This is a genomic window from Streptomyces sp. NPDC043738, from assembly GCF_056436545.1.
In genome coordinates, this window is the sequence record NZ_JBWKCJ010000013.1 from 1 (window position 1) to 24709 (window position 24709).

21 protein-coding genes and 4 pseudogenes are annotated in these 24709 nt (G+C 67.4%); 12 read left to right on the plus strand and 13 right to left on the minus strand.

Annotated elements, in window-relative coordinates; translation table 11 throughout:
* Positions 1-217 precede the first annotated feature (217 nt).
* The 3 genes from AC0680_RS18490 to AC0680_RS18500 all read right to left on the minus strand — a co-directional run bounded on the left by AC0680_RS18490 (position 218) and on the right by AC0680_RS18500 (position 2225).
* Complete coding sequence (locus tag AC0680_RS18490; protein ID WP_478629750.1) at positions 218-664, minus strand: TIGR03618 family F420-dependent PPOX class oxidoreductase; 447 nt, start codon at positions 662-664, stop codon at positions 218-220.
* Between the two features lie 331 nt (positions 665-995).
* Entirely contained in the window at positions 996-1208 is a 213-nt protein-coding gene (locus tag AC0680_RS18495; RefSeq protein ID WP_478629753.1) for a hypothetical protein, read from the minus strand.
* Positions 1209-1502: 294 nt separating this feature from the next.
* A complete protein-coding gene (locus AC0680_RS18500) occupies positions 1503-2225 on the minus strand; it encodes a dienelactone hydrolase family protein (RefSeq protein ID WP_478629756.1) in 723 nt (240 codons plus the stop codon).
* 243 nt (positions 2226-2468) lie between these two features.
* Here AC0680_RS18500 and AC0680_RS18505 point away from each other — a divergent pair.
* From AC0680_RS18505 to AC0680_RS18515, 3 genes and pseudogenes are all read left to right on the plus strand, one after another.
* A pseudogene (locus AC0680_RS18505) lies at positions 2469-3134 on the plus strand (IS5 family transposase); the annotation flags it as partial.
* A 1439-nt stretch (positions 3135-4573) separates the two neighbouring features.
* Positions 4574-5707, plus strand: coding sequence for a methyltransferase domain-containing protein (locus tag AC0680_RS18510; RefSeq protein ID WP_478629759.1), 1134 nt, complete (start codon positions 4574-4576; stop codon positions 5705-5707).
* A gap of 256 nt (positions 5708-5963) precedes the next feature.
* The gene (locus tag AC0680_RS18515; protein ID WP_478629761.1) at positions 5964-6380 is read left to right on the plus strand and encodes a VOC family protein; all 417 of its coding nucleotides are present in this window, start codon (positions 5964-5966) and stop codon (positions 6378-6380) included.
* Positions 6381-6409: 29 nt separating this feature from the next.
* Here AC0680_RS18515 and AC0680_RS18520 read toward each other — a convergent pair whose 3' ends face one another.
* On the minus strand, positions 6410-6784 hold the full coding sequence (locus AC0680_RS18520) for an MmcQ/YjbR family DNA-binding protein (RefSeq protein ID WP_478629762.1): 375 nt from the start codon (positions 6782-6784) through the stop codon (positions 6410-6412).
* Positions 6785-7074: 290 nt separating this feature from the next.
* On the opposite strand from AC0680_RS18520, the gene AC0680_RS18525 reads away from it, so the two are divergent.
* From AC0680_RS18525 to AC0680_RS18540, 4 genes and pseudogenes are all read left to right on the plus strand, one after another.
* Positions 7075-7272, plus strand: coding sequence for a hypothetical protein (locus AC0680_RS18525; RefSeq protein WP_478629765.1), 198 nt, complete (start codon positions 7075-7077; stop codon positions 7270-7272).
* A gap of 116 nt (positions 7273-7388) precedes the next feature.
* Positions 7389-8265: pseudogene (locus AC0680_RS18530) on the plus strand (transposase); the annotation flags it as partial.
* A 183-nt stretch (positions 8266-8448) separates the two neighbouring features.
* Positions 8449-8571: pseudogene (locus AC0680_RS18535) on the plus strand (VOC family protein); the annotation flags it as partial.
* A gap of 327 nt (positions 8572-8898) precedes the next feature.
* Positions 8899-9420 (plus strand): toll/interleukin-1 receptor domain-containing protein, encoded by a 522-nt coding sequence (locus tag AC0680_RS18540; protein WP_478629767.1) that lies wholly within the window; start codon positions 8899-8901, stop codon positions 9418-9420.
* A 229-nt stretch (positions 9421-9649) separates the two neighbouring features.
* Here the strand turns inward: AC0680_RS18540 and AC0680_RS18545 are convergent, their stop codons facing one another.
* Together AC0680_RS18545 and AC0680_RS18550 are read right to left on the minus strand one after the other, a co-directional pair.
* Entirely contained in the window at positions 9650-9913 is a 264-nt protein-coding gene (locus tag AC0680_RS18545; RefSeq protein WP_478629770.1) for a transposase, read from the minus strand.
* A 91-nt stretch (positions 9914-10004) separates the two neighbouring features.
* Positions 10005-10484 carry a nucleoside deaminase gene (locus AC0680_RS18550; RefSeq protein WP_478629773.1) on the minus strand — a complete coding sequence of 160 codons (480 nt, stop codon included), beginning with the start codon at positions 10482-10484 and terminating at the stop codon, positions 10005-10007.
* A gap of 474 nt (positions 10485-10958) precedes the next feature.
* On the opposite strand from AC0680_RS18550, the gene AC0680_RS18555 reads away from it, so the two are divergent.
* From AC0680_RS18555 to AC0680_RS18575, 5 genes are all read left to right on the plus strand, one after another.
* Positions 10959-12092: an LPXTG cell wall anchor domain-containing protein gene (locus tag AC0680_RS18555; RefSeq protein WP_478629776.1), complete on the plus strand. Its 1134-nt coding sequence runs from the start codon at positions 10959-10961 to the stop codon at positions 12090-12092.
* A 110-nt stretch (positions 12093-12202) separates the two neighbouring features.
* Positions 12203-12805, plus strand: a complete 603-nt coding sequence (locus AC0680_RS18560; RefSeq protein ID WP_478629777.1) for a hypothetical protein — start codon at positions 12203-12205, stop codon at positions 12803-12805.
* Between the two features lie 197 nt (positions 12806-13002).
* The gene (locus AC0680_RS18565) at positions 13003-13458 is read left to right on the plus strand and encodes a hypothetical protein (RefSeq protein WP_478629780.1); all 456 of its coding nucleotides are present in this window, start codon (positions 13003-13005) and stop codon (positions 13456-13458) included.
* 202 nt (positions 13459-13660) lie between these two features.
* Positions 13661-15304, plus strand: coding sequence for a purine-cytosine permease family protein (locus AC0680_RS18570; RefSeq protein ID WP_478629781.1), 1644 nt, complete (start codon positions 13661-13663; stop codon positions 15302-15304).
* A 137-nt stretch (positions 15305-15441) separates the two neighbouring features.
* The gene (locus AC0680_RS18575) at positions 15442-16038 is read left to right on the plus strand and encodes an SMI1/KNR4 family protein (RefSeq protein ID WP_478629783.1); all 597 of its coding nucleotides are present in this window, start codon (positions 15442-15444) and stop codon (positions 16036-16038) included.
* A gap of 151 nt (positions 16039-16189) precedes the next feature.
* Here the strand turns inward: AC0680_RS18575 and AC0680_RS18580 are convergent, their stop codons facing one another.
* The 7 genes and pseudogenes from AC0680_RS18580 to dxr all read right to left on the minus strand — a co-directional run bounded on the left by AC0680_RS18580 (position 16190) and on the right by dxr (position 24609).
* Positions 16190-17590: a protoporphyrinogen/coproporphyrinogen oxidase gene (locus AC0680_RS18580; RefSeq protein WP_478629786.1), complete on the minus strand. Its 1401-nt coding sequence runs from the start codon at positions 17588-17590 to the stop codon at positions 16190-16192.
* 17 nt (positions 17591-17607) lie between these two features.
* The gene (locus tag AC0680_RS18585) at positions 17608-18660 is read right to left on the minus strand and encodes a terpene synthase family protein (protein WP_478629789.1); all 1053 of its coding nucleotides are present in this window, start codon (positions 18658-18660) and stop codon (positions 17608-17610) included.
* Between the two features lie 132 nt (positions 18661-18792).
* Positions 18793-20133 carry a cytochrome P450 family protein gene (locus tag AC0680_RS18590; protein ID WP_478629791.1) on the minus strand — a complete coding sequence of 447 codons (1341 nt, stop codon included), beginning with the start codon at positions 20131-20133 and terminating at the stop codon, positions 18793-18795.
* A gap of 103 nt (positions 20134-20236) precedes the next feature.
* A pseudogene (locus AC0680_RS18595) lies at positions 20237-21163 on the minus strand (4-hydroxy-3-methylbut-2-enyl diphosphate reductase); the annotation flags it as partial.
* A complete protein-coding gene (locus AC0680_RS18600; protein ID WP_478629793.1) occupies positions 21160-22242 on the minus strand; it encodes a polyprenyl synthetase family protein in 1083 nt (360 codons plus the stop codon). The pseudogene AC0680_RS18595 and the gene AC0680_RS18600, both read right to left, overlap by 4 nt.
* The gene (gene ispG / locus AC0680_RS18605; protein ID WP_478629795.1) at positions 22239-23375 is read right to left on the minus strand and encodes a flavodoxin-dependent (E)-4-hydroxy-3-methylbut-2-enyl-diphosphate synthase; all 1137 of its coding nucleotides are present in this window, start codon (positions 23373-23375) and stop codon (positions 22239-22241) included. Before ispG ends, AC0680_RS18600 begins: the two co-directional genes overlap by 4 nt.
* 1 nt (position 23376) lies before the next feature.
* A complete protein-coding gene (gene dxr / locus AC0680_RS18610) occupies positions 23377-24609 on the minus strand; it encodes a 1-deoxy-D-xylulose-5-phosphate reductoisomerase (RefSeq protein WP_478629798.1) in 1233 nt (410 codons plus the stop codon).
* Between the last annotated feature and the right edge of the window lie 100 nt (positions 24610-24709).

Here is a 24709-nt window from a genome sequence, read left to right on the forward strand (position 1 = left end):
GTGGGGCGGAGATCCTCGGGGCTGGGGATGGGGCCAGTTGTTGCCTCCTTCGGCGCTCGCAGAGGGCGGGGGTGCGTTTGTGGGCGCCAACCCCCCCCCCCCCCCCCCCCCCCCCCCGACCACCATCGCTCGATCTGGCGAGCAGGGTGGAGCAAGGTGGTTGCTGCCAGTGGCTGGCCTTCCTTCTACCGGCGAAATGCAGTGCCGACGATGACGATCAGGCAGCGGGGCGGGGGCCGCCGGGTCGAAAACGTTCCACCCCGACGATGTGCCGGACCTTGACCGGGCGCACGATCACCGCGACCCGCTGTTCCCCCGGCATGAGCCACTCGAAGCGCTCGCTGCCCAAGTACTTGCGGGCCAGCTGGTCCATTCGGTCGTGCGCCTCGTCGCCCTCGATGAAGCGGGACACTTCGCCACTGATCTGCACTCGGTCGAACGGATCGGCCGCGTCTGCGTGGGAGAGGTAGACACGGGGGTCGCGACGCAGGTTCTCCTCCTTCACCCGGCCCACCGAGGTGTTGAACATCAACTCCCCCTCTCCCTCCAGGTCCACCCACATCGGGCTGACCTGCGGCGCTCCGTCGGCGAACACGGTGCCGACGTACCAGATGTTGGGGGCTTGCAGCCGGGCGCGGACGGCTTCGTCGAACGTCGTAGTCATCCCGGCAGGCTACCAATCATGATCATCAGGGCCGCTCGGGGGAACCGTGGCCCTGAGGTGAAGCCGATGCCGGAAGGCCATCCCAGCCAGGCCCGTGTCCGATCGGCTCGCCTGCCGAAGTGCTCGGCCCTGCCGGGCCTCGTGCTCAATGGCCAAGGCAGGCACCAGCGATCGTCTGGCAACAGCCCATTGCCTCCCGGTATCGGTACGCGCGGCCCCTTGCCAGAGCCAGGCTCTGGGGTGCATGAACTGCGCCGGCAAAACTGTCGTTCGGCTCCGGCCGGGATCCGTCGTTCGGCTCCGGCCCGGATCGGTCTTCGTGTCAGGGCGTTCAGTCGACCAGGCCCACGGTCTCAGCGACCTTGCTCCGTGCGGCGGGTGAGAGGCCGTAGCCGTACTCCGGCCAGTGCCTCAACAGCATCGATCCGGGAGGGAGGCCATAGCTCGTACTGTTTGCGACCGGCTGCTGATGGGGCGTGTGCACCTCGACGACCAGGGCGGCGCCGCCTTCCTCGGCTGCTTTGGAACGGGCGGCCTGGTTCATCTGCCCTAGCCAGGGTCGTACTTGGCCTGCGGCGTGGCCAGGATCGGACTTGGCCCGCGGAGTGGCCAGGACCGGACTCGGCGCGCGGCGTAGCCAGGATCGGACTTGGCTCGCGCTGCTCTCGGCATCGGCGAGCAGTCACTGCTGAGGTGCGACGGTGGGCGCTTCCACGGGGGAGTCCGGGTGCGGCTTGAACTGTCGGCCACCGCCATCGAGGAGGGTCGGAACCCGTCCTCGATGGCGGCAGCCTGGCCGACACCGCCTAGCGTCTGCTGCCGGCCTGACGGCCCTGCCCTACTTCAGGTGTCGGCCGAAGAACCGGTCCCCGTCCTCCACCTCGAACCAGGGGGTGCCGGTGTGCCCGCCCAGGTTGGCGTGCAGTGTCTTCTCCTTGGTGCCGAAGGCGTCGAACAGGTCCAGGGCCCGCTGCCGGGGGTTCCCCTCGTCGTCCCACTGCAGCAGGACCAGCAGCGGAACGGTGACCTGCCGGGCCTCCCCGCGCTGGGCACGGGGCACGTAACCCCCGGCGAAGAAACCGGCGGCCGCGATGCGTGGCTCGACCACCGCAAGGCGGATACCGAGGGCCATCCACCCCGAGTACCCGACCGGGCCGCCGATCTCGGGCAGCGAAAGAAGGGTGTCCAGGGTGGTCTGCCATTCCGGGACCGCGTTTTCGACCAGCGGTCCGATGAAGGACTCGAAGATCTCGTCGACCGGCTCGCCGGCCTGCATCGCCCGGCGGAGGTCGGCGCGGGCCTGCTCGTCGGCGGCGGAACGGGGCCGGTCGCCGCACCCTGCGGCGTCGATGGTGGCCACCGCGTAGCCGTGCGCGGCGGAGTGCCGGGCGCGGGCCACCAGCCGGGGTTGTGCCTTGGGCAGGCCGTTGTTGTGGGCCATCAGGATCAGCGGGGCCGGTGTGGTGGATGCAGGCGTCCACAGGGTGCCGGGGATCTCGCCGAGGGTGAATTCGCGCTCGAGGACGCCGTCGTCGAGGCGCTGTTCGGAAGTGAAGTGCATGGTCGTGCCTTTCGGGAGTGCTCTTGAACGGCGCTCCCGGACGACGACCTATCGCCCGACCGTGACCCCGGAGGGGAGCACCCATGTCGATACTGCGTTCACGGGTACCACCTCCTCGTTCTCTCGCACGGCCTCCGGAAAAGTAGCAGTGGCCGCCGTGGTCCGCCAACGGGTTTTTCGGGGCTCCCTAAGGACTGTCCAGCGGATCTTGTGAGCGCCGTGGCCTCTGTCGTTGGCATGGCCGTGGGGCGGGGAGATCTGACGAACACGGAGTGGGTCCGACTGAATCCACATCTGCCGAAGTCCGGGCAGCGTAGTGGCCGTTGGGCTAGTCACCGCAGGATTGTCAACGGGATCCTCTATCGGCTGCGCACTGAACTGAGGTGCCATGGTGGGATCTGCCTGCGCGTTTCGGTCCGTGGAGGGCCATGCACGAGCGGCACAGAGGCTGGTCGGCGGACGGTACGTGGGACAAGATCTTCGGGTCCGTCCTGGCCGACGCCGACGCGGAAGGCCGTATCGGCTGGTCGATGGTGAGCGTGGACCCGACCTCCTGCCGGGCCCATCAGCACGCCGCCGAGGCCCGCAAAAGAGTGCCACGGGTGCTGGGGAAGACGCCCGCCCCGTCAGCACCACCCCGACGAGGGACGCGGAGGCTCCCGGGGCGGCCTGACCTGCAAGATCCATCTCGTCGGTGAGGGCGGACGCCGCCCGCTGGCCCTGCTGATCACGCCGGGCCAGCAGGGCGACGCCCCACAGCTCATCCCGGTCATGGAACGCATCCGCGTCGGCCGGCCGGGCGGCGGACACCCGCGCACCCGGCCCGATCATCTCGGCGGCGACAAGGAGTACTCGTCCCGCCGCAACCGTCGCTACCTGCGCAGGCGCCAGATCAAGTTCACCATTCCCCCTTAGCCACAAGCGCCAGCGTGCGAAGCGAACGGGCCTGCAGCGCGCGGACCTAATCGGCAGCCCCAATGGGTCCGCTGCAGCCTCTCCTACGGGCACAAGCAGCCTCTCCTACAGGCACAAAGGGCATTACCACGTAGCTGATCTGCCTGAACGGGGGATCGTTCGCGTACTGGCGACGGCCCCATTGGATCCCGGCGGACGCCGCCGGACGCCGCCGGGGCGCGTTCCTGGCGGAGGGCCTGACAACCCGTCGGTCCCACTCGCCGTTGTCTCAAGGGGGGACGAAGTGGGGTACGAGAATCGGTCACTCGGACCCAGAGTGGTCTCCAGGCTTGGGTGACCGCCACAACCCCCACTCCGGCCCTACTGGGAGTCCGGCCGGGCGGGGCGGGTCTCCAGAGCGCGTCACTCGTTCGAATGGGGTGCACACGTCGTCCCCATCCGGTGTTCGCGGGCCACAGCAGACTAGCCAGGTGCCGGTGAACACCTCCGCTGAAGGGCCCGTAATGGATCACCCACCACAGTGCCCGAAGTGCCGTAACCCCCTGTGGAAGGACACAACAGCTACGGGTAAGGGGTACGAACACTGGTACTGGACGTGCACCAAGTGCTGGTCCAAGTACGAGCCCTCCGAAACCGATCGGAGGAAATACCTCTACGGTTCACCAGGAAGACAGCGCCGTCCCATGCCCCGAGACCCCCGGCTGCCCGGGGCAGCAGAGCGTCATCTATGAGTACGACGACAATGGGCAGTGCGTCTCCCAGACGGCCTGGCCGTGCAATGTCTGCGGCCGCGGCCAAGTAGTCCCCAGGCAAACCCCGTTCGTTGCCCACCCCCCCCGTGACACGAGCGGGGTTTTTCTCATGCCTGCGCACCCCTGACGTGCCACCGGCTGGAGAGCGCCGCCGGGGCAGTGGGCGACACGAAGCTCAGCTTCCTGGGGCATCGAAGAGGTTGGCCACAGCGTCGACCCGGATCTGGGGGCCGCAGACCACCGGACGGCGATCCGGTGGCGTTGAGTGCGAACCGCCGGCATTCGGACGACCGCGGGCCGATCGTGCCGATCCCCAAGCCCAAAGGCTAGCCTGCGAGTTTCGCGACGAAGGGACACCGCGATGGAGTGGACCCGCCCAGAGTACGCCGACACAGTCGCAGCCATGCGAGTTGCCGAACTCGCCATCGGAGGCGAGGACACCCCGCCCATCCGCGGGTTCACCGTCGAGCAGCCGGCAGCGGAAGAGGAGTGACCGGTCTCAGGCGTCCAGCCGCAGAACCGACCGGGTAGACAGCAACTCCACGTACCAAGGAGGAGATGAGGGTGTACGTATGTAGGGCAGATGACGGCAAGCATGGCGGAGCCCCGTCGGACAAGCCGTGGACACCGCCGCCCACACCGCCGTCCCCCGACGGCGACCGCCCCAAGGTGGCATGACCGATGACGAACCCCCGACAGGGGCACACCGCGCTCGTCCGACAACTGGACGAGCGCGGCCTGTTGACCCCCGGATGGCGCGCCGTATGGGAACGCACGCCTCGCCACGAATTCATCCCCGAGGAGATCTGGCGTCAGGGTCCGCAGCGATGCGAACCCATCACGAGCGACGCCGACCGATGGGACCTCATCTACAGCGATGAGCCGGTGGTCACTCAGCTTGACGACGGTCGCGAAGGCGGCCCTGGCGTCGCTACTTCGTCCAACAGCATGCCGTCCATGGTGGCGCGCATGCTCGGCCTGCTGGATGTGCACAAGGGTGCCAGGACCTTGGAGATCGGCACCGCGACTGGCCAGGTGGTCGACCTTCTGTGCGGCCGCTGTGGCGACGAGAACGTGACCAGCGTGGAAATCGACGCGACCCTGTCGGCGATGGCCAAGGCGAACCTTTCCCGCCGGGGCCACGCGCCCACGCTGGTGGTGGCGGACGGTGAGCACGGACATCCGGCCGGCGCACCGTACGACCGGATCATTGCGACCTGCGCTCTGCGGCATGTTCCGTACGAACTGATCGAGCAATTGCGACCGGGCGGCGTGCTGGTGGCCCCGAGGGTGGGCGACTTCTGGTGTGGCGCCCTGGTCCGGCTCGTCGCTGCTGACGACGGGACGGCATCGGGCCCGTTCGCCGGGACGGCCACCTACATGCCGATGCGATCGCACCGCGCGGCCCAAGGCGTTGATCCCGATACCTCCTCGGCGCGTTCACGACGCACCGAGGTACAACCAGGGGAGACGATCACGCCCGGATTCACGTTGTATGCCGGCGCTCGCCTGCCTGGTGTGACGCTTGTTGAAGGGCGGGAGGGTGGAGACCTCCGCGTCTGGGTGAACGACGGGCGGGGATCGGGTGCTGTCGCGGACGGGGACGGAACCGTGACCGAGTTCGGTGAGCGGAGCCTGTGGGGTGAAGTCGAATCGGCTTGGGGTGAGTGGACCGAGCTGGATCGTCCGGCTCACAGCGACATGGGGCTGACGGTCACCGGCTCTGGCGAGCGTGTATGGGTGCGGACCCCTGCCGAGATCGTGGCGCCGGCCGGGCCTCGGCCTCCGTCGGCGATTCAGGCCCGCCTGGTCTAGCCTCGGGCTTTCACGTGGGCTGGCGTCCGGGACGTGACTGAAAACGCGAGAAGTGCCCCTGACCTGCAACGATAGAGCTTGTCGAAGGTCCTGTCAGTTGCGAGGGAAGAAGCACATCCCAGGTGAAGAAGCGTATGCGGCCCAGGCTCAATCGGTTGAGGCTGGCTCGCACACGCCTCCTCCGGCGGCCCCTGAGGTGCGGCGTGGCGCCTGGTGGCAGACAAAGGTGGCAGCGCCCCGAGCTTCGCCTGAGGAGATGGTTGTCAGGCCGTTCGCGCCTTGTCTGAGCGTTAAGGGCACTGCCGCCAGCATCGCGTTTTACAAGCAGCTGGGATTCGATGTGGACTCCAGCACCGCCCGGCCCGGCGACGACATCCACATGATCCTCTACAAGGGGGAGTTTGCTGCGATGCTCTACAGCAACGCCGACTTGAAGAACTGGCTGTCCGTCCTCGCGGACGCACCCATCGGCTTCGCCGGCATGTTCTACCTGGTCGTGGACGACTTCGACGCCGTCCACGACCGGATCACCCAGCATGCCGAGATCGTCAAGGACACCGAGACCGACCGCACCGGTCAGCGCATGTTCTACTTCCGCGACCCGGACGGCTATGTCATCGGCATCAACGACAAAGCCGCCTTCCAAGCCAGCGACATGGGCAAATACGCCTGAACCGCAGGACGACCCACCAGGCGGGAAGGTCATGGCTGGCCCTGGCGGAGCCTTTGCAGTCGGTCGCGGGTGGTGCGAGGCAGGCCGGCCACGACGCATTCCCAGGAGTGTTCGATCATGTCGGCGAGTTCGTCAGCGGGCACGGTGCCGTCCAGCGCCACGGTGTTCCAGTGCGGCAGGCGCGCGTAGTAGCTGGGCCCTACCGCCGGATACTGCTCGCGCAGGTGCAGGGCGAGGTCGGGATCACACTTGAGGGTCACCTGCTCGGGCCGGGAGTCGTTGGCCTCCGTCAGTACGGCGAAGATCTTGCCCCCGACCTTGAACAGGGTCATCCCGGGGCCGGGCTCGCCTTCCGTCGCCTCCGGCAGCCCTGTAGCGGACTCCGCGACGTCCTCTGGGGTCACAGGTGATGCCTCCCTCGCGCCGTTCAGCATGCACAACACACCTAATGATGGCAGCAGGTATAGGACAGTTTTTGTCCTATACCTGCTGCCAACCTCTCTCTGTACGACTTCGCAAGGCACAGAAAGGCCGGCTGTCATGACCAGCAACAAGGTCCACACGGACGCAGACAAGCTTGCTCACGAGTGGGTGAACGCCTACAACGACCAGGACTTCGACCGGTTCGGGGCGCTGTACACCGACGATGTCGCCTACACCGTCAGGGCCTACCAGCTCGCCTTCAATGGTCGGGATGCGCTTCGTGGGCCACATCCAGGAGTACGCGGCTGCCGTCCCCGACCGGATGCTGACCCTCAAGCGGATCATCGCCGACGGGGACTTCATCGCCTTGGAAACCGACTTCACGGGGACCAGCTCCGGGGTCGTGCCGACCCTGCCTCCAGCTGGGGAGCGGATCAGCGCCAGCTTGCAAGACGACTACGTCGGCTAAGCCTCGCGCTCTCTTGGTGTCCGACAGGTGGTCGGACAAACGAATAGCGCCTCTGACCAGCGAGAATGAGGATCGTCAAGATCCTTGTTCCTGCCACCGCCGGCGGCGATTTCCAGGTGAAGAGGCGTATCGGGTCCTACCCGCGTGTCCACGTCGAGGCGGTGGCCGGGCGGTGGTCTGCAGGCGGGAGGCGTTCGGCTGGTGGAGACGGCCCGTAAAACCGGGCTGGACCAGGCGATGTCGGCGGCTCTGGCGCCGTGATGCAAGTCGCGGGCAGTGCACGATCCGGGGAAGATCCTGCTGGATGTGGCCCTGACGGTCGCGCTCGGCGGGGACTGTCTGGCCAACGTGGGCATGCCGCGGGCCGAGCCGGCCGTGTTCGGTCCGGTGGCTTCCGATCCCACCGTCTCCCGCCTCATCGATGCCCTCGCCTCGGCTGGGCCGAAGGCTCTTGCAGCGATCCGCGCCGCACAGGCCCATGTCCGCGGACACGTCTGGAAGCTGGCCGGGCAAGCGGCACCGGACGCCGGCGGAGAGGTGATCGTGGACATCGACGGGGTGCTCGTGCTGGCCCACTCCGAGAAGCAGGACGCGGCGGCGACCTGGAAGAAGACGTTCGGGCACCATCCGCTGATGGCGTACGTCGACCACGGCTGCAGCGGGTCCGGGGAACCGGTCGCCGCCCTGCTTCGACCGGGCAGCGCGGGCTCGAAAACGGCCGCCGACCACATCGCCACAGCCCAATTCGCCCTGGCCCAGATGCCGAAGAAGTACCGGCGCGGACGCTCGACGCTGATCCGCACCCACTCCGGCGGCGGCACCTACGAGTTCGTCAACTGGCTGTCCGCGCGCGGACGCTGGCTGTCGTACTCGGTCGGCATGACCATCACCAATGCCATCCATCAGGCCGTCTTCAAGGTGCCCGCCTCCGCCTGGACGCCGGCCGTCGAACCGGACGGTGAGGTCCGCGACGGAGCCTGGGTGGCCGAACTCGACACCGAACCCAGGCTGACCAGTACGTTCCCGCCCCCACGAGCAGCACCACCCGACCGGAATCGTGGAACCCGGCGCCGACCCGACGCGACAGCCGGGCCGCCACCATGTCCACGATCACCCCAACAAGCCGAAACGGCCCGCCAGTTGGACTGACGATCCGTCACGAAAGATCGAGGCTAGGGCCCCAACGGCTACGGCCGGCAGGTCTACACCGGCCCGATCAGCCGCTCCTTCTGCCTGTGCCGCAACAAGGGCGTCATCTGGGCCGACCAGGGTCCGATCTGGCCCAAGCGCAACTCCTAGGCGCTCTGAGAGGGGTGCCGCCGGATTGCTAAGGGGCCGGACTGTACTCGGCGGTCTTTCCCTCGCGATGACGCAACCGAGCCGCAGTCATAGGACTACCGTGTATTTATGAGTCTTTGTACGGCCCCGGTCCGGGGTCATCGGACCGCCAGCGCAGCTGCGGCGTGCCCGGCGTGCAGCAGCCGACGCTACGGGTACTCATCGCCCCGGCCCTCCTACCCGCAGACGGACTACACGTCGCGGAGCCGTAGCGGAGGCGGCGCGAGCAGTGGCGGCGGGTCCATTAGCGGCAGAACGCGGCCGCCTTGGTCACCGAGTACCTCCTCCGTGACTTACACGCCTGCCGAGGTGCGGGCGCTGACTCCCGTTCGCCGCACCGCCGAATTGCGCGCGCGTCAAAAGCCAGACCGTTGCGACGTCTTCCTCTGCCACGCGTGGGATGACCGGCGCGGTGCTGCTACGGAGTTGCACGACCTGCTGGAAGCAGAGGGCGTGTCGGTCTGGTTCAGCGAGAAGGACATTGTGCTCGGCGAACCGTTCATGCGGGAAATCGACAGAGGCCTGGCGAGGTCGCGTACGGGTCTCGTCCTGGTCACCCCTGCGCTACTGCGACGCGTCGACAGCCGGGGCGTCTCTGACAAGGAGCTCTCGGAGCTCCTTGCACGTGACCTGCTGATTCCTGTCGTGCACGAGACGACCTACGACGAACTTCGGAACGTCAGCCCCTTGCTTGCCTCCCGAAACGGGTTGAACACGGCGGATGATTCGATGGCAGATATTGCCACCAAGATCGCCGAGTTGGTCTCCGTTGAGGACGACCTGACCGCGCCGCCCACACCGGCGAACTAGGCCGTGCTTCGTAGTAGATGGAGCCATTCGTTGATGGCGGATGGCGGATGGCGGACATGTGGACAGCGGCCAGGTAGCGGACGGCGAGCTTGCCGGACCGGGTGGCTGACGCCCGGTGGCGTTTGAGGCGGTTGATGCCGCAGTCCACGGCATGCCGGCCGCGGTGGTCGATCGGGGCGAAGGCGGCCGGTCGGCCGACACGGCTGCCGCGCCTATGCTGGTGACCTGGTCAGCACGCTCGGGAGGCGGCGTGCTGATGCGCGCGCATGATGGTGGAATCCACACTGACCTGCCAGTCGACCAGCCCCGCCGCAACGGCCCTGGCCTGCAACGCGGCCAGGATGCACGTCCAGACTTCGTCGCGCTGCCAGCGCCGCAACAGCGTGTAGACCGCCTGCCAGGAGCCGTAGCACGTGGGCACGTCCCGCCACGGCGCGCCGACCCGCACCCGCCATCGGATGCCGTCGATGAGCTGCCGCTTGCTCCACTTCAAGAGCCAACCCGGCCGGGTCACGCGGCGATGCCGCCGGCGTGCTCGATGACGCTCGTGGAGCTCTTTCTGGGACCGGAGCGTGCCGTTGCGCTCAGGGTGCGCTGTGAAAGCGGCGGTGCAGGTCGCGTACCTGCTCCGCGAGGCCGGGAATCGGGCCCTCCACTACGAGGTCAGGGACGATCGCCTGGATCGGCAGGGGCCGAACGGGAGGTGCGGGAATCCCCAACTCGGCGAGCCAGTAGGTTAGTTGCTCGGAAGAACTTACATACACGATGCGACCCAGCCCGACCCAGCCATGCGCGGCAGCGCACATCGGGCAGTGCTCACCGGAGGTGAAGACGGTCGCCGCCGCTCGTTCCTCGGGGGACATGTTCGCCGCGGCCCAGCGCGCCAGTTCGAACTCCGGATGGCGGGTCCGGTCGCCTGAAGCCACACGGTTGTGGTCCTCGGCAACGACGGTCCCGTCCGCGGACACGAGCACGGAGCCGAACGGCTCGTCGCCCGACTCCAGGGCCTCGGTCGCCAGCTCCACACAGCGGCGCAGGTGCCGCAGCTCAGCGTCATTCACCATGATGCCCCCAGCATGTGATCGTGCGTGATCTTCGAAGGATGCCAGACCCTCGAACCGCTCGGCACTCTCAAATTGGTGGCATGGCGAAAACCCTCGGCAGATGGGCGAACCCGGCCCTTCGTAGGGCGTGCGACCAAGTGGGGATGGTGAGCGATCCCGAGGAATTCCCGAGTTCTCCGGTCGTGAGTTCATGGCGACGTATCGACTCACGTGATCCACGACTCGGTGATCTTTGAAGATCGACCCTAACGGAAATCCCAGGACACCTCCCACCTTATGCGCCACTGCGGTGACTTAAGCGTGGAACCTTTTCGTCGTGCGAGTGCTCCTACAAGAGGCGCAGGTGTGCGCATCTGCGCAGTTGTGCCTGTCTGCAGGCGCACTCAGGCACGCCGCGCGTCACGCACAGCCTGACCATGACGAACGTCAACCAGTGTCGCCCAGGCGGCACTTGGAATCCGAAAGGTCTCCTGGATGAAGATTCAGCGCACCCTGACGGCCGCCGCAGCGGCTCTCGTGTTAGCGCCCGCGGCCGTACTGGCCGCGCCCGCCGCCGCGTTCGCAATGGATCCGGTCTCCGAGGCCGGCCCCCGCACGCCCGCCTCTCCCGACTTACCGGATGCCGCAACACCGGCGGACCGGACGGCGGGTTCCGCGACGAGCGGCGGCGGAACGGGGAACCCGGACGAGGCGCGGCGCCCGGGCGAAGCCGCTGCCGGTGCCTCGGCCTCCCAGGTCCGCGACGGGGCCGCTCGTCCCGCCCCAGGGAAGCCGCCGAAAGTTGCCGGGACCGCCGAAGGGACCACTGAGAGCAACACCGGCGCGGGTGGTGCCACCGGTGGAGGCAAGGACGCCGGTGGTTCCGATGGTGCGGGTCAGTCCTGCGCGTTCGAGTCCGAGCAGTTGCACGTCGCCGTCCACGGGCTGCCGCGCCGGCTGACTGCGGGCGGCGCCTGGACCCCCTTCTCCATGACGCTCACCAACACCACCGGCAAGCCCCTGGGGGAGGTCCAGCCCTTCCTGCTCGTGTCCTCCGCCGAAGATGTCGACCGGCCGTACTGGGAGCTGGAGACCGAGTACCGCGACGCCAAGACGGGGCGGTGGAAGACCTTCCATGACGCGGAGCCCGACGACCTGTTCGGCTCCTTTGCCGTCGGTCCGCGCAGCACCATCACGCTCCAACTGCGCACCCGCGTGGTCAAGAACGCCAAGCCCGGCGCCGGGTACGCGCTCGCCGCCGGCGACTACCGCAACCGCGACGGTTCCTGTGGTTCGGCCAAGGAAGCCTGGTACGACTTCACCATCCTCCCCGCGGGCGCGAAGCCGACACAGCCCCCGACCGCAAAGCCGAGTGAGCCGGGCAAACCGGGTGGCACGGCCGAGCCCGGCCAGAGCGCCGCGTCCGGCGGCGGTACGGGTGGTTCCGATTCCACCGGTGGCCTCAGCCCGCAGGGTGGTGCCCACCTCGCCGCGACCGGCTCCTCTTCCGCGCTCCCGGCGATCGCTCTCGGCGGTGGAGCCGCGATGGTGGTCGGCGCGGGTGCGGTCATCGGCGTGCGCCGCCGGAAGGGCGCGGCCGGTCCGGGCGCCACGGACATCACCGCGTAAGCCCAACCATTTCTCCAAGAACCTGATCACCCAAGGATTCATGGCCTTTGAGCTCAATGACGCTGGAGACAAAGGCTCCAAGGGTCCGAAGAACCGGGAAAGAGATCTTCATGAAACTGCGCCGCGCCCTGTCGGTCTCGGCCGCGACGGCCGCCCTGCTCCCCGTGGCGGTGGCCGCCGCGCCCGCCTCCCAGGCGGCCCCTGCCGCGGAAATCCCGACGTGCTACGACCTCGACACCGCCTACGGGCAGTACCACAACAACACCTTCGTGGGCCGCTCGTTCGGTATACCCAAGTCGATTACTCTCGGCGCTCACTGGACGACCTACACCGCCACGCTCACCAACGCCTCGGCGAAGGAGCTGAAGTCGTTCGAGCTCAGCGCCAAGCTGGGCAGTTACGTCTACAACGAGGGCGAGCGCGACCTGAGCCCGTACGGCGATCTGCAGTACTGGGACACCTCGCAGCGAGCCTGGAAGACGCTGCGCCAGGCCGATGGACGGGCCCGCGGCACCGTCCCCGGCCCGAAGACGCTGAAGCCCCGCGAGTCCGTCCATGTGCAGCTGCGGTTCAGGGTGAGCAAGGACCTGCCCCTGGACCAGTCGTATGACGCGTTCACCGGCCTCACCGGTACCTTCGTCGACCGCTACCGCGACATGGACTGCACGGCCCACGGCGACGCCGGCGGCGGTTTCCACCCCCGCAAGGGCTGAAACCAGCGGGCAGGGCTGCTGTCGTCGCGGCCCGACGGCGGCAGCCCCACCGTGACCCTGGTTATGGCCTCCTCCCCTCACGGTCGTCTCACCTTTGTCCCGTTGCCCGGACGGCTTCCGATGGAATGGCCCAGAGCCGTGACCTACCGCTACAGTGCGATGCTTGTTCGATTCGGTAAGTGGCGTAGGGGGAGATTGTGAGCGTCAAACTGCGAGAAACCGCACAGGCTTTGGCGCAGACGCTCTGGCGGGAACACACCGTCTACCGCGAGCGGTCTGGGGGAGTGGTCATCCGGGGCGAGCATGTACAGCGCTGGATCAGTCTCGCGCCGGCTGGAGGCAGGGACGAGATCCTCATCCGTGCCGGACGCATCCTCGACGGTGGCACCACCGCGCCGGCGCGATCAGAAGCTGTGGTGTCGCTCTCCGCCGAAACCGCCCAGCTGGCGGCGACCTGCCGCCGCCTGCTCGCCGAAACGGCCTCTGGTCCCACGCCGGCCGCATCCAGACCGGCGGCTCCTCGTCAGGCGGCCAACCCCGCCGCGCGAAAGGGGAAAAGAAGGGGTGCGAGGGGCTTCGGCTACTGGGTGATAGTTGCTTGCGTGGTCGGGATCGCAGCCCTCTCGATCTACGGCGCTTCGGTGACTTCGTAACGAGCCTGGCAGAAGAACCCGTACGGGCCTGGCGGAAGAACCCGTGTGGCCGGCGACAGAACCCGTGTGGCCGGCGACCGCCGGGCATTCGGAAACAGCCGGTTCACCCGGGAAGTACGCCGCGGTAACACGCGCTTCCTAACGTCCGGCCGTGAGCGACGCAGCACGTCGCAGTTCCCACGGCACCCCAGGAGGGCGCGGCATGACCCAGGCTGACGCGAAACCGGCTGTCGCGGCGGAGCCCGCCCGCGGGCAGGCGGTATCGGAGACCCTGGAGGACTACACCCTCCGGTTCGCGCCGCGCAGTTACCGCCGTTGGACCCCGATGGTGGTGGCGACCACCGCGCTGGGCGGCATCGCCTATATGGCCGACTTCTCCATAGGTGCGGGGATCGGCCTCACCCACGGCACCGGGAACGCGCTGGCCGCGATCCTCGTCGCGGCCGTGGTCATCTTCGTCACCGGATTTCCGCTCGCCTACTACGGGGCGCGGTACAACATCGACCTGGATCTGATCACCCGTGGCTCCGGCTTCGGGTACTACGGCTCGGTGCTCACCAGCGTCATCTTCGCCAGCTTCACCTTCATCTTCTTCGCGCTCGAAGGCTCGATCATGGCGCAGGGACTGAAGCTGGGTCTCGGGCTGCCGCTGTGGCTGGGCTACCTGGTCTCCACCTTCATGGTGATCCCGCTGGTCATCTACGGGATGAAGGCGCTCAGCAAGCTCCAGGTCTGGACGACCCCGGTCTGGCTGCTGTTGATGGCGGGCCCGCTGCTCTATCTGGTCGTCACCGACCCGGCAACGGTGCAACGCTTCGTGTCGTACGCGGGCTCCGACGGTCGCAGCGGCGTCAACACCGCATCGGTGCTGCTGGGCGCGGGCGTCTGCCTGTCCCTGATCGCGCAGATCGGTGAGCAGATCGACTACCTGCGCTTCATGCCGCCCAAGACCGAGGCGAACAAGCGCAGTTGGTGGACGGCCGTGGTGATGGCCGGCCCCGGGTGGGTGGTGCTGGGAGCGCTGAAGCAGGCCATCGGCCTCTTCCTCGCCGTCTACGTCCTCGCGAAGGTCGGGCCGGCCGCGGCCACCGAGCCCATCCAGCAGTTCACCGGCGCCTTCGCCGCGATGCTGCCCTCGTGGCTGGTGGTCCCGCTGGCCGTGGTCCTCGTCGTGATCAGCCAGATCAAGATCAACGTGACGAACGCCTACTCCGGTTCGCTGGCGTGGACCAACTCCTTCACCCGAGTCACCAAGCGCTACCCCGGCCGGATGGTCTTCGTCCTGGCCAACCTGGCGTTCGCCCTGGTCCTGATGGAGGCGGACATGTTCAGCTTCCTCAACGCCATCCTGGGCTTCTACTCCAACTGCGCCATCTCCTGGGTCGTCACCGTCGCCACCGACATCATCGTCAACAAGTACCTGCTGAAGCTTTCCCCGCACGCCCCCGAGTTCCGCCGGGGCATGCTGTATGCCGTCAACCCCGTGGGGGTCGTGGCCTTCGCAGCCGCCTCCGGGCTGTCGATCGCGATGTACTTCCATGCCCTGGGCGACTTCCTCCAGCCGTACTCGCCGGTCGCGGCGGCCCTGATCGCCTTCGTCCTCACGCCGCTGATGGCGCTGGCCACCAAGGGCCGTTACTACCTGCGGCGCGCCGACGACGGAATCGACGAACCGCTGCTGGACGCGGACGGCAACCCCAGCGCGACCATCTCCACCTGCCATGTCTGCCGGCAGGACTTCGAGCGCCCGGACCTGGCCGCCTGCCACACCCACGACGCGGTGGTCTGCTCGCTGTGCCTGAGCACGGACAGGGCCGGCGACCATGTGCTGCCCGCCGCCTACTAGGGCGCGTGTATTGGGCCGTGGTCTATGGGTGGTCCGGATGTGGGCTTGTCAGCGGCCAGCGGCCAGCGGCCAGCGGCCAGCGGCCAGCGGCCAGCGGCCAGCGGCCAATGTCATACCCCACGGCTAAGGTCCCAGCCATGACCGATGATCAGATACGGGCGGAACAGACCCTCGCCGCCTGGGCGCGGATCGAGACGTGGTTGAAGGAGCATGCACCTCGTACCTCCCAGCGGTTGCCCGCGCCCGCGACGGAGGGCGAGCTCCGCTCGCTGGAGCAGGATCTCGACTTGACGGTCCCGGCCGATGTGCGTGCCTTCTACCTGGTGCGCAATGGGACCGGACCAGCCTCGGATTTCGACTGGCCCACATCCCACGATGCCCCCGAGCCGACCGGGTACTTCCTGCCCGACGGCGAGGGGATCGGCCCCCTGGAGAACCTGGGCACGTGGTTCGAGGGCCCGGTCGCGAGCGAGCGCCTGGACGACGAGCCCGGGCAGCGGTACCTGCCGATCACCACGATCGACCCGGATGGCTTCTACGGCAGCTTCGTCGACTGCACCCCTGGTCAGGGGCACGGGTTGCTCGGGAACTACGCCGAGGCCGCGTTTCCGAACCCGGGGGAGGAGACGTTCGCCGCCTACCTGACCAAGGTCGCCAATGCCCTGTGGGAGGGGAGGGGCTTCGGGGGCGACGACGCGCCGCGTGTGGTCGACGGGCGGCTCGACTGGCGGTAGGCGGGGTCGCGGCCCGCCGGCGGCGACGGCAGTGGGGCGCGGGCCGTCAGGCGGAGACCCTCATGTCGTCAGGCGAAGACCCCCCATTGCGAGGATGCCATCCCTCATCCTTGAGGGATGGCACGGCGCGGTCGAACAGCATGTCCGCCGGTCAGCTCGCGATGTTCTTTCGTGCGACGGAGCTTGGCTGGAGCGCTGCCCCGACGCGCTCAGCGGCGCGTTCGCCAGAAGCCAGCGCGGAGTTCGTCGTGCTGAACGAGAAGTAGTCTCCGGCCAGTTGGATGCGGGCTTGCGGGGCGAGGCTACGGATGAACTGCTGTAGTTCTTGGTAGCCGCCTGCTGGGCGGACGAGGCCGGCCAACGGGTGGTAGTGCACCAGGCTGGTGGTCTGGTGGGCGGTGATGTGTTCGGCCAGATCGGGGATGGACTTTCCGAGCACGTCGAGAGCCGCGGCCGTGACCTCTTGTTCTTTGCTGTCCCGGTGCAGATGACTCCAGTGGGGGTGGAAGCGAAGTGAGACCAGGCCCTTGCCGGCGGGTACTCGGCCGGGCGCGCGGATGTGGTCGATCGTGACGTAATTGAGGTCGGGGTTCTCGCGGGGTGGGCAGAACGCTGCGAGGTAGTCGACCGGCGGAGGGCTGTCGAGTCCGAAGTGGACTCCGAGGTCGGGTGCGTAGTGTTGCTGGGACAGGTACGCGCGCTGCGTGTCCGACAGGCCAGGAACGATGCCGGGGACCTGTGGTGCGGGTACGGCGACCACGCACGCCTCAGCCTCTTCCACCTGAGGGGGCGCGGTTCCCTCTTGCCAACTGACGCGCACTCCGCCGGGTGCCTCTTCCACACAGGTCACCTGGGTGCCCAACCGGACAGGCACCCGCTCCGCCAGCCGTCGCGGTAGGACATCGATGCCGCCGTCGAAGTTGAAGCACCGCTTGCCAATCAGCACTTGGGCGGCGATGAACGCGCCCATGACCGACAATTCGTTTGCGGGGGCGTAGTAGAAGGCTGAGCACAGTGGGCGAATCAGGTAGTCGGTCACCTCCTCGCTGAGCCTTTGCGAACAGTAGTCCTCCACGTTCCGGTCATCGAAGGCCGCGCCTCCCGACATGTCGTCGAAGCGGATCGAACCGGCGACTCGGTGGGCGTCTTTGAGGAGGTTGAGCGCGGCGAACTTGGCGCGCCAGCTGAGCAGGCCAGTGCGCAGGAGATCGGTCCGGCGGTGGCAGCGGAACTGGTGGACCTTGCCGGCGCGCACGATGCCTACGACGTCGCTGCTGGCACGCATCTCCTTTTGAAGCCCGGCGTCGGCCAGCAGGCCGACCATCTCACGGTAGTTGTACGACAGCCACATCGCACCCAAGTCCAGCTGGTAGCCGGCGTGGGTCAGGGTGCGCATCCGCCCTCCCACGTGCTGATCGCGTTCGAGCACGGTTACTGAAAAGCCCGCTTCCTGCAGTCGGAAGGCAGCGGCCAATCCGGCGATTCCGGCGCCCACGACGATGACCCGCCGTTGCTTGCCGGCCAGCTTGGTGGGCCGGTTAGAGGATTCCATTGCTCGGCCTTTCTCCTTCAGTGGGTGCGTGTCTCATACCCAGGGCCAGCGGCCTGGGTAGCCAGGCGGTACCGGAGGGTGGCAAGGGACCAGTCGAGCTCACCCCGCATCATGAACTCGAGGCCGGATCTGAACCCGTCCACCACCGCGCGGTCTGCCGGGGCTACACCGAGCCGCTGGTACATTCCGGACAGACTGGCCGCGTGGCGGAGGTATTCCGCCACGAGATGCGCGAAGAGCCTCTCGGCGGAGGTGACCGCCTGCCGCAGGCCCTGGTTCGCGTTCTGTGCCATGAGCAAAACCAGGTTGTGTTTTTCCTTGCCGGCGATTTCTTTGTCCAGGCTGATCAGGTCATTCATCACACACATGACCAGCCCCGCTGTGCGCACCAGTGCGCGGTACTCGGGTGCGGCGCGAACACGGTCAGGAATAAAGCCACCGCCTTGTTCGAGCTCTACCAGGTCAACCACCGCTCCCCAGGCGAAGGTCTCCAGGCGCTGCTCCGTGTACTCCGTAAGTGATGGAAGGTGGCCCAGGGCGCGCTGGTGCACCTCGCGCGCCACGGCGGTGGCGAAGACCGTGAGGTTGTCGGCTATCTGCGGCCACAGCGGTCCCCGGACGGAGAGGATGTGATGCCTGATCGACTCTAGTGCGACCAGCAATGGCCCGGAGCCCTGTGGTACACCGTCGCCGTGTGCCACGGCGGCCACCTCGGCAGCGATGGCCTTGGCGCGTACGGGGTCGCGCCCGAGGCGGTCGACATCGAATTGGTCGTCGAAGAGGTACATCCAGATGATGAGTTCGGCGATCAGCTCCAAGTCTACCGAGTTCGCCAACGGGTACACGGCGGCCAGCAGTTCGTCGTAGCGGACAGCGGCAAACCGCACGACTGCTTCCGGTTCCTTTATGAGGCCGAGCTCGGTGACCCACTGCGTAAGGTAGGGACCCAGCCGGCGGGCGTGACGATTGTGTGCGGCGGGGAAGGGGAGGTGCAGTTCGGGCTGATTGATCTCGTGCATTCCGTCGAACAAATCCCCGTCTTCCTTTCCTTGACCTTTCAGCGTTGACACCTCATCAACTCCTCGAATCCCGACCGGTGGTTCGTGAACCTTGCGGAGAAGTCAACCCGTTGCGCGATGCCGACTTTCATCTAGTGGCGGGGCGGGCGCGGTGGAAGTTGGTGAGACCGTTGCGGTGCACCCTCACTGCACTTTCACCGGAAGGGAGCGCAGCCCGCGGATTATGACTCCATTCCTCCAGTGGAGGTCGCTCCCGCTGAAATCCCCTCGGATCTCATGGGTACGCCTGAACAGCGCCCTGAAGCCAACCTCGCCGAACAGTCGGGAATAGTGCGCCCCCAGGCAGTAGTGAATTCCACGACCAAAGGTCAAGTGACCAGTGGCATCTCGCTGAATCTCGAATGCTTCGGCGTTCGAGAACTTCCTGGGGTCGCGGTTTGCTGCTGCCAGGGAAACGAGGACCGCCTGTCCGGGAGCTATGGTCATGTCCCCGATGCGCGTCTCCTCGGTGGCGTACAGCGTCGGCGCGGTCTCCACGGGGCCCTCGAACCGCAGGGTCTCCTCGACGAGCGCCGCGACGAGAGTGTGATCACGACGGACCTTCACCATCTGGTCGGGGTGGTCGAGCAGGGAGAGCACTCCGTTCCCGATGAGATGCATGGGAGCCTCATACCCCGTGAGCAGGATGAGGAAGGCCGTTGCGACGATCTCCGCGTCGGTGAGTTGCCCCTGTTCGTCACATGCGGCGATGAGGTGGCTGATGAGATCGTTTGCCGGGGTAGCGCGTTTGAACGCGACCAGTTCGCACAGGAAGCCATGGATCTTCTCCAGTGCGTGGCCGACCTGAGGCCGTTCCTCTGGATCCGGAGTGGCGCAGTGGTCCATCCAGCGGAAGAATTCCTTGCGGCATGCCGGATCCAGCCCGACGAGATCGCTGATGACGGTGACGGCGAAGGGGGCGGAGAAGTCGGCGATCAGATCGGCCCGGCCTTTGGCGGCAATCTGGTCCACGAGGCGGTCGGCGACGCTTTCCATCTTGCGTCGCATGCCGGTCACCTGCCGCGCGCTGAATGCCGAAGACACCAGTCGCCGAAGCCGTGTGTGTTCAGGAGGGTCGCTGTTGAGCATATGGCGTTCAACCATGCTCCTCACCTGCCCGGTGGTGGTGCCCCAACCCACCGCTGTTCCGTTCTCTTGGTGGCCGACACGGCTGGACCTCATGCCTGTGAGCGCAGCAACGGCTTCGTCGTAGCCGACGATGAGAACCGCATCTGAGCCCTGCGGGGTTGTGATCAAATGCGCCGGGGCCGTCTGACGCATCGATGCGTACATCGCATGAGGACACCGTTTCGCCTTCGTGGAGAACGGTTTGGTCTTGGTCTCGGGCGTATTCGGATGAGACTCCCTCTTCACGTCGCCTCCGAAATCGTTAGGAACGTTCATTGGTTTGAGTCGCTCGACCAAGTCGGTGGTTGTATCCGTTGCCCCGGAGTTCCGACGGGCTTCCGGCGAGTCGTCGTCCATACCAGGTACTGCGAGGCTGCCCCGGGCGGATGGAGGTGTGCCCGTTTTCGCCCTGGTGCGCATCGGGCAGGGGGATTGCAGTGCTCGGGCTCCGAGGTGCGGTCAGTTCCCGGGGCAGGGCGAATTGCTGGCGTTCTTCGGTAACGGTGACGGTCTCGACATCGTCGTATCCACAGGAAGCGAGTCGTTGCAAGACCGCGTCGACGAGGGGCTCGGGTACCGAAGCTCCGGAGGTGACACCCACCGTGGTGACGCCGTCGAGCCAGGCCGCGTCGATCTGTTCGGAGTGGTCGACGAGGTGGGCGCTGGGAGCGCCGGCATCCCGCGCGACTTCGACGAGGCGCACGGAGTTGGACGAGTTGGCGGAGCCCACGACGATGACCAGCTCTGCCATGGCGGCGATCTGTTTGACGGCGAGCTGGCGGTTCTGAGTGGCGTAGCAGATGTCCTCACTGGGCGGGGAGATGAGCCGGGGGAATTTCTCCTTGAGTGCGTCGACGGTTTTCATGGTCTCGTCGACCGACAATGTGGTCTGGGAGAGCCAGACAACCTCGTCCGGGTTCCGCACCTTGAGGTTGTGCACATCGTCCGGCCCGTCGACGACATGGATGTGGTCGGGTGCTTCGCCGCTGGTGCCGATGACTTCTTCGTGGCCTTCGTGGCCGATGAGGAGGATGTCGTAGCCCTCGTGGGCGAAACGGATGGCCTCTTTGTGGACTTTGGTGACCAGGGGGCAGGTGGCGTCGATGACGGTGAGATGCCTCCTGGCGGCATCCTGATGGACGGTGGGGGCGACCCCGTGAGCGGAGAAGATCACCACACTGCCCTCGGGTACGTCGGCGGTCTCCTCGACGAAGACCGCGCCCTTTTCCTCCAGGACCTTGATGACGTACTGGTTGTGGACGATTTCATGACGTACGTACACCGGTGCCCCGTACAGTTCGAGGGCCCCTTCCACGGTGGCGACGGCGCGGTCCACGCCGGCGCAGCATCCGCGTGGAGCCGCCAGCAGGACGCGTCGGCGCTTCATGACGCACGCTCCGTGGCGAGGGCCGCGACATGCCGCAAGGCAGCGGACGCGGCGGGTGGGCAGGGGATGTTCCTCAGTGCGGTGAGGGCTTGTCCGTAGCGGGCGGTGATCATGTTCTCCACGGCGGCGCGGGCCCCGGTGGCTTCGAAGACATCCCGGATGGTTGCCGCACCGCCCTCGGTCAGACCCGGATCGCCCACCAGTTGGTGCAGGTGCTGTCGTTGGGCGGGGGTCGCGCGCTGGTCAGCCAGAGCGAGCAGGACGGTGTGCTTGCCTTCACGCAGGTCGTCCAGGACGGGTTTGCCGGTCCGATTCGGGTTGCCGTAGACGCCCAGGAGGTCGTCGCGGAGCTGGAAGGCTTCCCCCAGCGGCAGCGCGAAGGAGGTCAGCGCCTGGAGGAGGGCGGCTTCGGCGCCCGCGAGAACGGCCCCGGTGTGCAGGGGGCGATCAATGGTGTACTTCGCGGTCTTGTATCGGATCACGCGTAGGGCCGCGGCCATGTCGTCCATGGGCCCCAGGGAAGCCGTGAGGTCCAGGTACTGGCCGTAGATGACCTCTTCGCGCATCGCATCGATCACGCGCTCAGCGGAGCTGAGTCGGGTGGGCGGGTGGCCCGCACTGTGCAGGAGTTCGACGGACCAAGCCAGGGCCATGTCGCCTGCCAGGATCGCGCCACTGGTGCCGCACCATGCCGCGTCGTGGCCAGTGCTGCCAGAGTGGCGGGCGGCGAGAGCGTGGTGGACGGTGGGCCGTCCACGGCGAGTCGGCGAGCGGTCCATGATGTCGTCGTGGATCAGACAGAACGCGTGGAACATCTCCAGCGCCGCAGCCGTCCGCAGGATGGGCGTGAGCCCACCGTGGTCGCCGGCCGTGTGGAAGCCGATCACACACAGCATGGGGCGCAGTCGCTTCCCGCCCGCTTCCAGGAACCCCTGCAAGGCGCGGGGGAGTTCGGTGGGCATGCGCGTTTGCTCGGCGATTCGGGTCTTGGAGTCGAGGAACTCGCGCAGCACTCCGTCGACTTGAGCGGGTACGGAGGTCAGGTCGATGGATGGGGTGGTCAGGGATGACGCCGTCACGAGCCCTCGCCTTCCGGTGCGGTGTGGGTGTCTTCCGTCAGGCGCAGGGCTTCCGCGATCAGTACGTCGACCACCTGGTGTTCCGGAACGGTCTTGACGACCTGCCCGCGCACGAAGATCTGGCCTTTTCCGTTGCCGCAGGACACGCCGAGGTCCGCTTCGCGGGATTCGCCGGGCCCGTTGACGACGCAGCCCATCACCGCGACCCGCAGCGGGTGGGGGAAGCCGTCGAAGGCGGCCTCCACTTGGGCGGCGAGGCGATGGATGTCGACTTGGAGGCGGCCGCAACCGGGGCAGGAGACAATCTCCAGCCTGCGCGGCCGCAGTCCCAGGGACTGGAGGATGTGGTTGCCGGCCTTGACCTGCTCGACGGGGGGTGCGGAGAGGGAAACACGAATGGTGTCGCCGATCCCCTCGCCCAGGAGGATCCCGAAGGCGACGGCGGATTTGACGGCGCCCTGGAAGACGGGGCCGGCCTCGGTAACGCCGAGGTGCAGGGGGTAGTCACAGCGTTCGGCGAGGAGACGGTTCGCGGCGATCATCGTAAGCGGGTCGTGGTGCTTGACCGCGATCTTGATATCGGTGAAGCCGTGCTCCTCGAACAGCGAGCATTCCCACAGAGCGGACTCCGCCAGCGCCTGCGGCGTGGCACCGCCGTACTTGGCCAGCAGACGAGGGTCCAGGGAGCCGGCGTTGACCCCGACGCGGATCGGCACGCCGGCCGCGGCCGCCGCGGCGGCGATCTCCTTGACCTTGTCGTCGAACCGCTTGATGTTGCCGGGATTGACCCGTACTGCCGCGCAGCCGGCGTCGATCGCGGCGAAGACGTAACGGGGCTGGAAGTGGATGTCCGCGATCACCGGGAGCTTCGACTTCGCGACGATGCCGGGCAGGGCTTCGGCGTCGTCGGCGGAGGGCACGGCGACGCGGACGATGTCACATCCCGCGGCAGTGATCTCGGCGATCTGCTGCAACGTGGCATCCACGTCGGCAGTGCTGGTGGTGGTCATGGTCTGGACAGAGACCGGCGCGCCACCGCCGACGGGGACATCGCCGACATGGATTCGCCGGGTACGGCGGCGCACCGGAGTAGTGGGGGCCGAGGCGGGGAGGCCGAGATCGATGGCGGGCATGTCAGACCTCCTGAGCCTGGTGCGCGGGGTGGGGAGTGGGGTGGTGGAGGTGCTCACGGGTGCGCCGGCGGGCCCAGGTGTCGGCAGCGCGGATGGCGTCGAGGGTGAGCTCGTGGTCGGGGACCGGGATGTGCCGGTCGAGGGCGTGTTCGATGGCCTGAGTGATGGCGGGGAAGGGGACGATGCCGTTGAGGAACGCGGTGACGGCCTCTTCGTTGGCGGCGTTGAACACGGCCGGGGCGGTGCCGCCGAGGCAGCCCGCATGGCGGGCCAGGGCGATGGCGGGGAACCGCACCTCGTCGACGGGCTCGAAGGCCCAGGTATGCGCCCTGCCCCAGTCCAGGGGCTGGATGACGGCGGGCGGTGGCCGGTGGGGCCAGGCCAGGGCGGTGGCGATGGGCAGGCGCATGTTCGGCGGGGCCGCCTGGGCGAGGGTGGAACCGTCGGCGTACTCGGCCATCGAATGGACGGCGGACTGCGGGTGGATGACGGCCGTGACGCGGTCGTAGCCGACGCCGAACAGCATCTGAGCCTCGATGATCTCCAGCCCCTTGTTGACCAGAGTCGCTGAGTTCACGGTGACGATGGGGCCCATCCGCCAGGTCGGATGTGCAAGGGCCTGCGCCGGAGTGACGGCTCGCAATTGGGCGGGGGTGTGGTTGCGGAAGGGGCCGCCGCTGCAGGTCAGGACCAGGCCCTGGAGGCCGGGTACGGGGCAGGCGTAGGCCCAGTCGGGCAGGCACCGCATGATCGCGCTGTGTTCGGAGTCCACCGGCACGATCTGCCCCGGCCCCGCCACCCGCCGGATCAACTCGCCCCCGGTGACCAGGGATTCCTTGTTCGCCAGCGCCACACACCGCCCGGTCTCCAACGCGGTCAACGTGGCTGGCAGACCCGTAGCACCGGGGAGGGCGTTGAGCAGGACGTCGCATGACCAAGAGGCGACCACCGTCAGCCCTTTCGAGCCGGCCAGCACCATGGGCAGCGGGCGGCGGGGCCTGCCGGTCTCCCGCGCCAGTGCGGCAAGAGCGGCGGTGACGTCCCCGACAGCGCCGGGATCGGTGACCGCCACTACCTTGGCCCCGGTGCGCAGGGCTTGACGGGCCAGCACACCAGGACGGCCGCCACCCGCAGCCAGGCCGACCGCCCGGAAACGGTTCGGATGCGCGGTGATGACATCGAGTGCCTGTGACCCCACCGAGCCGGTCGATCCCAGGACCACCACCGCCCGCACTTCACCATCCCCACTGGCCCGGGTAGGCGTCCCGGCCGTTGTCAGGGTGCCGTCCTGGCGCTGCGGGGGCCGGGCGGAGATGCCGGACAGGTGTGGAAGA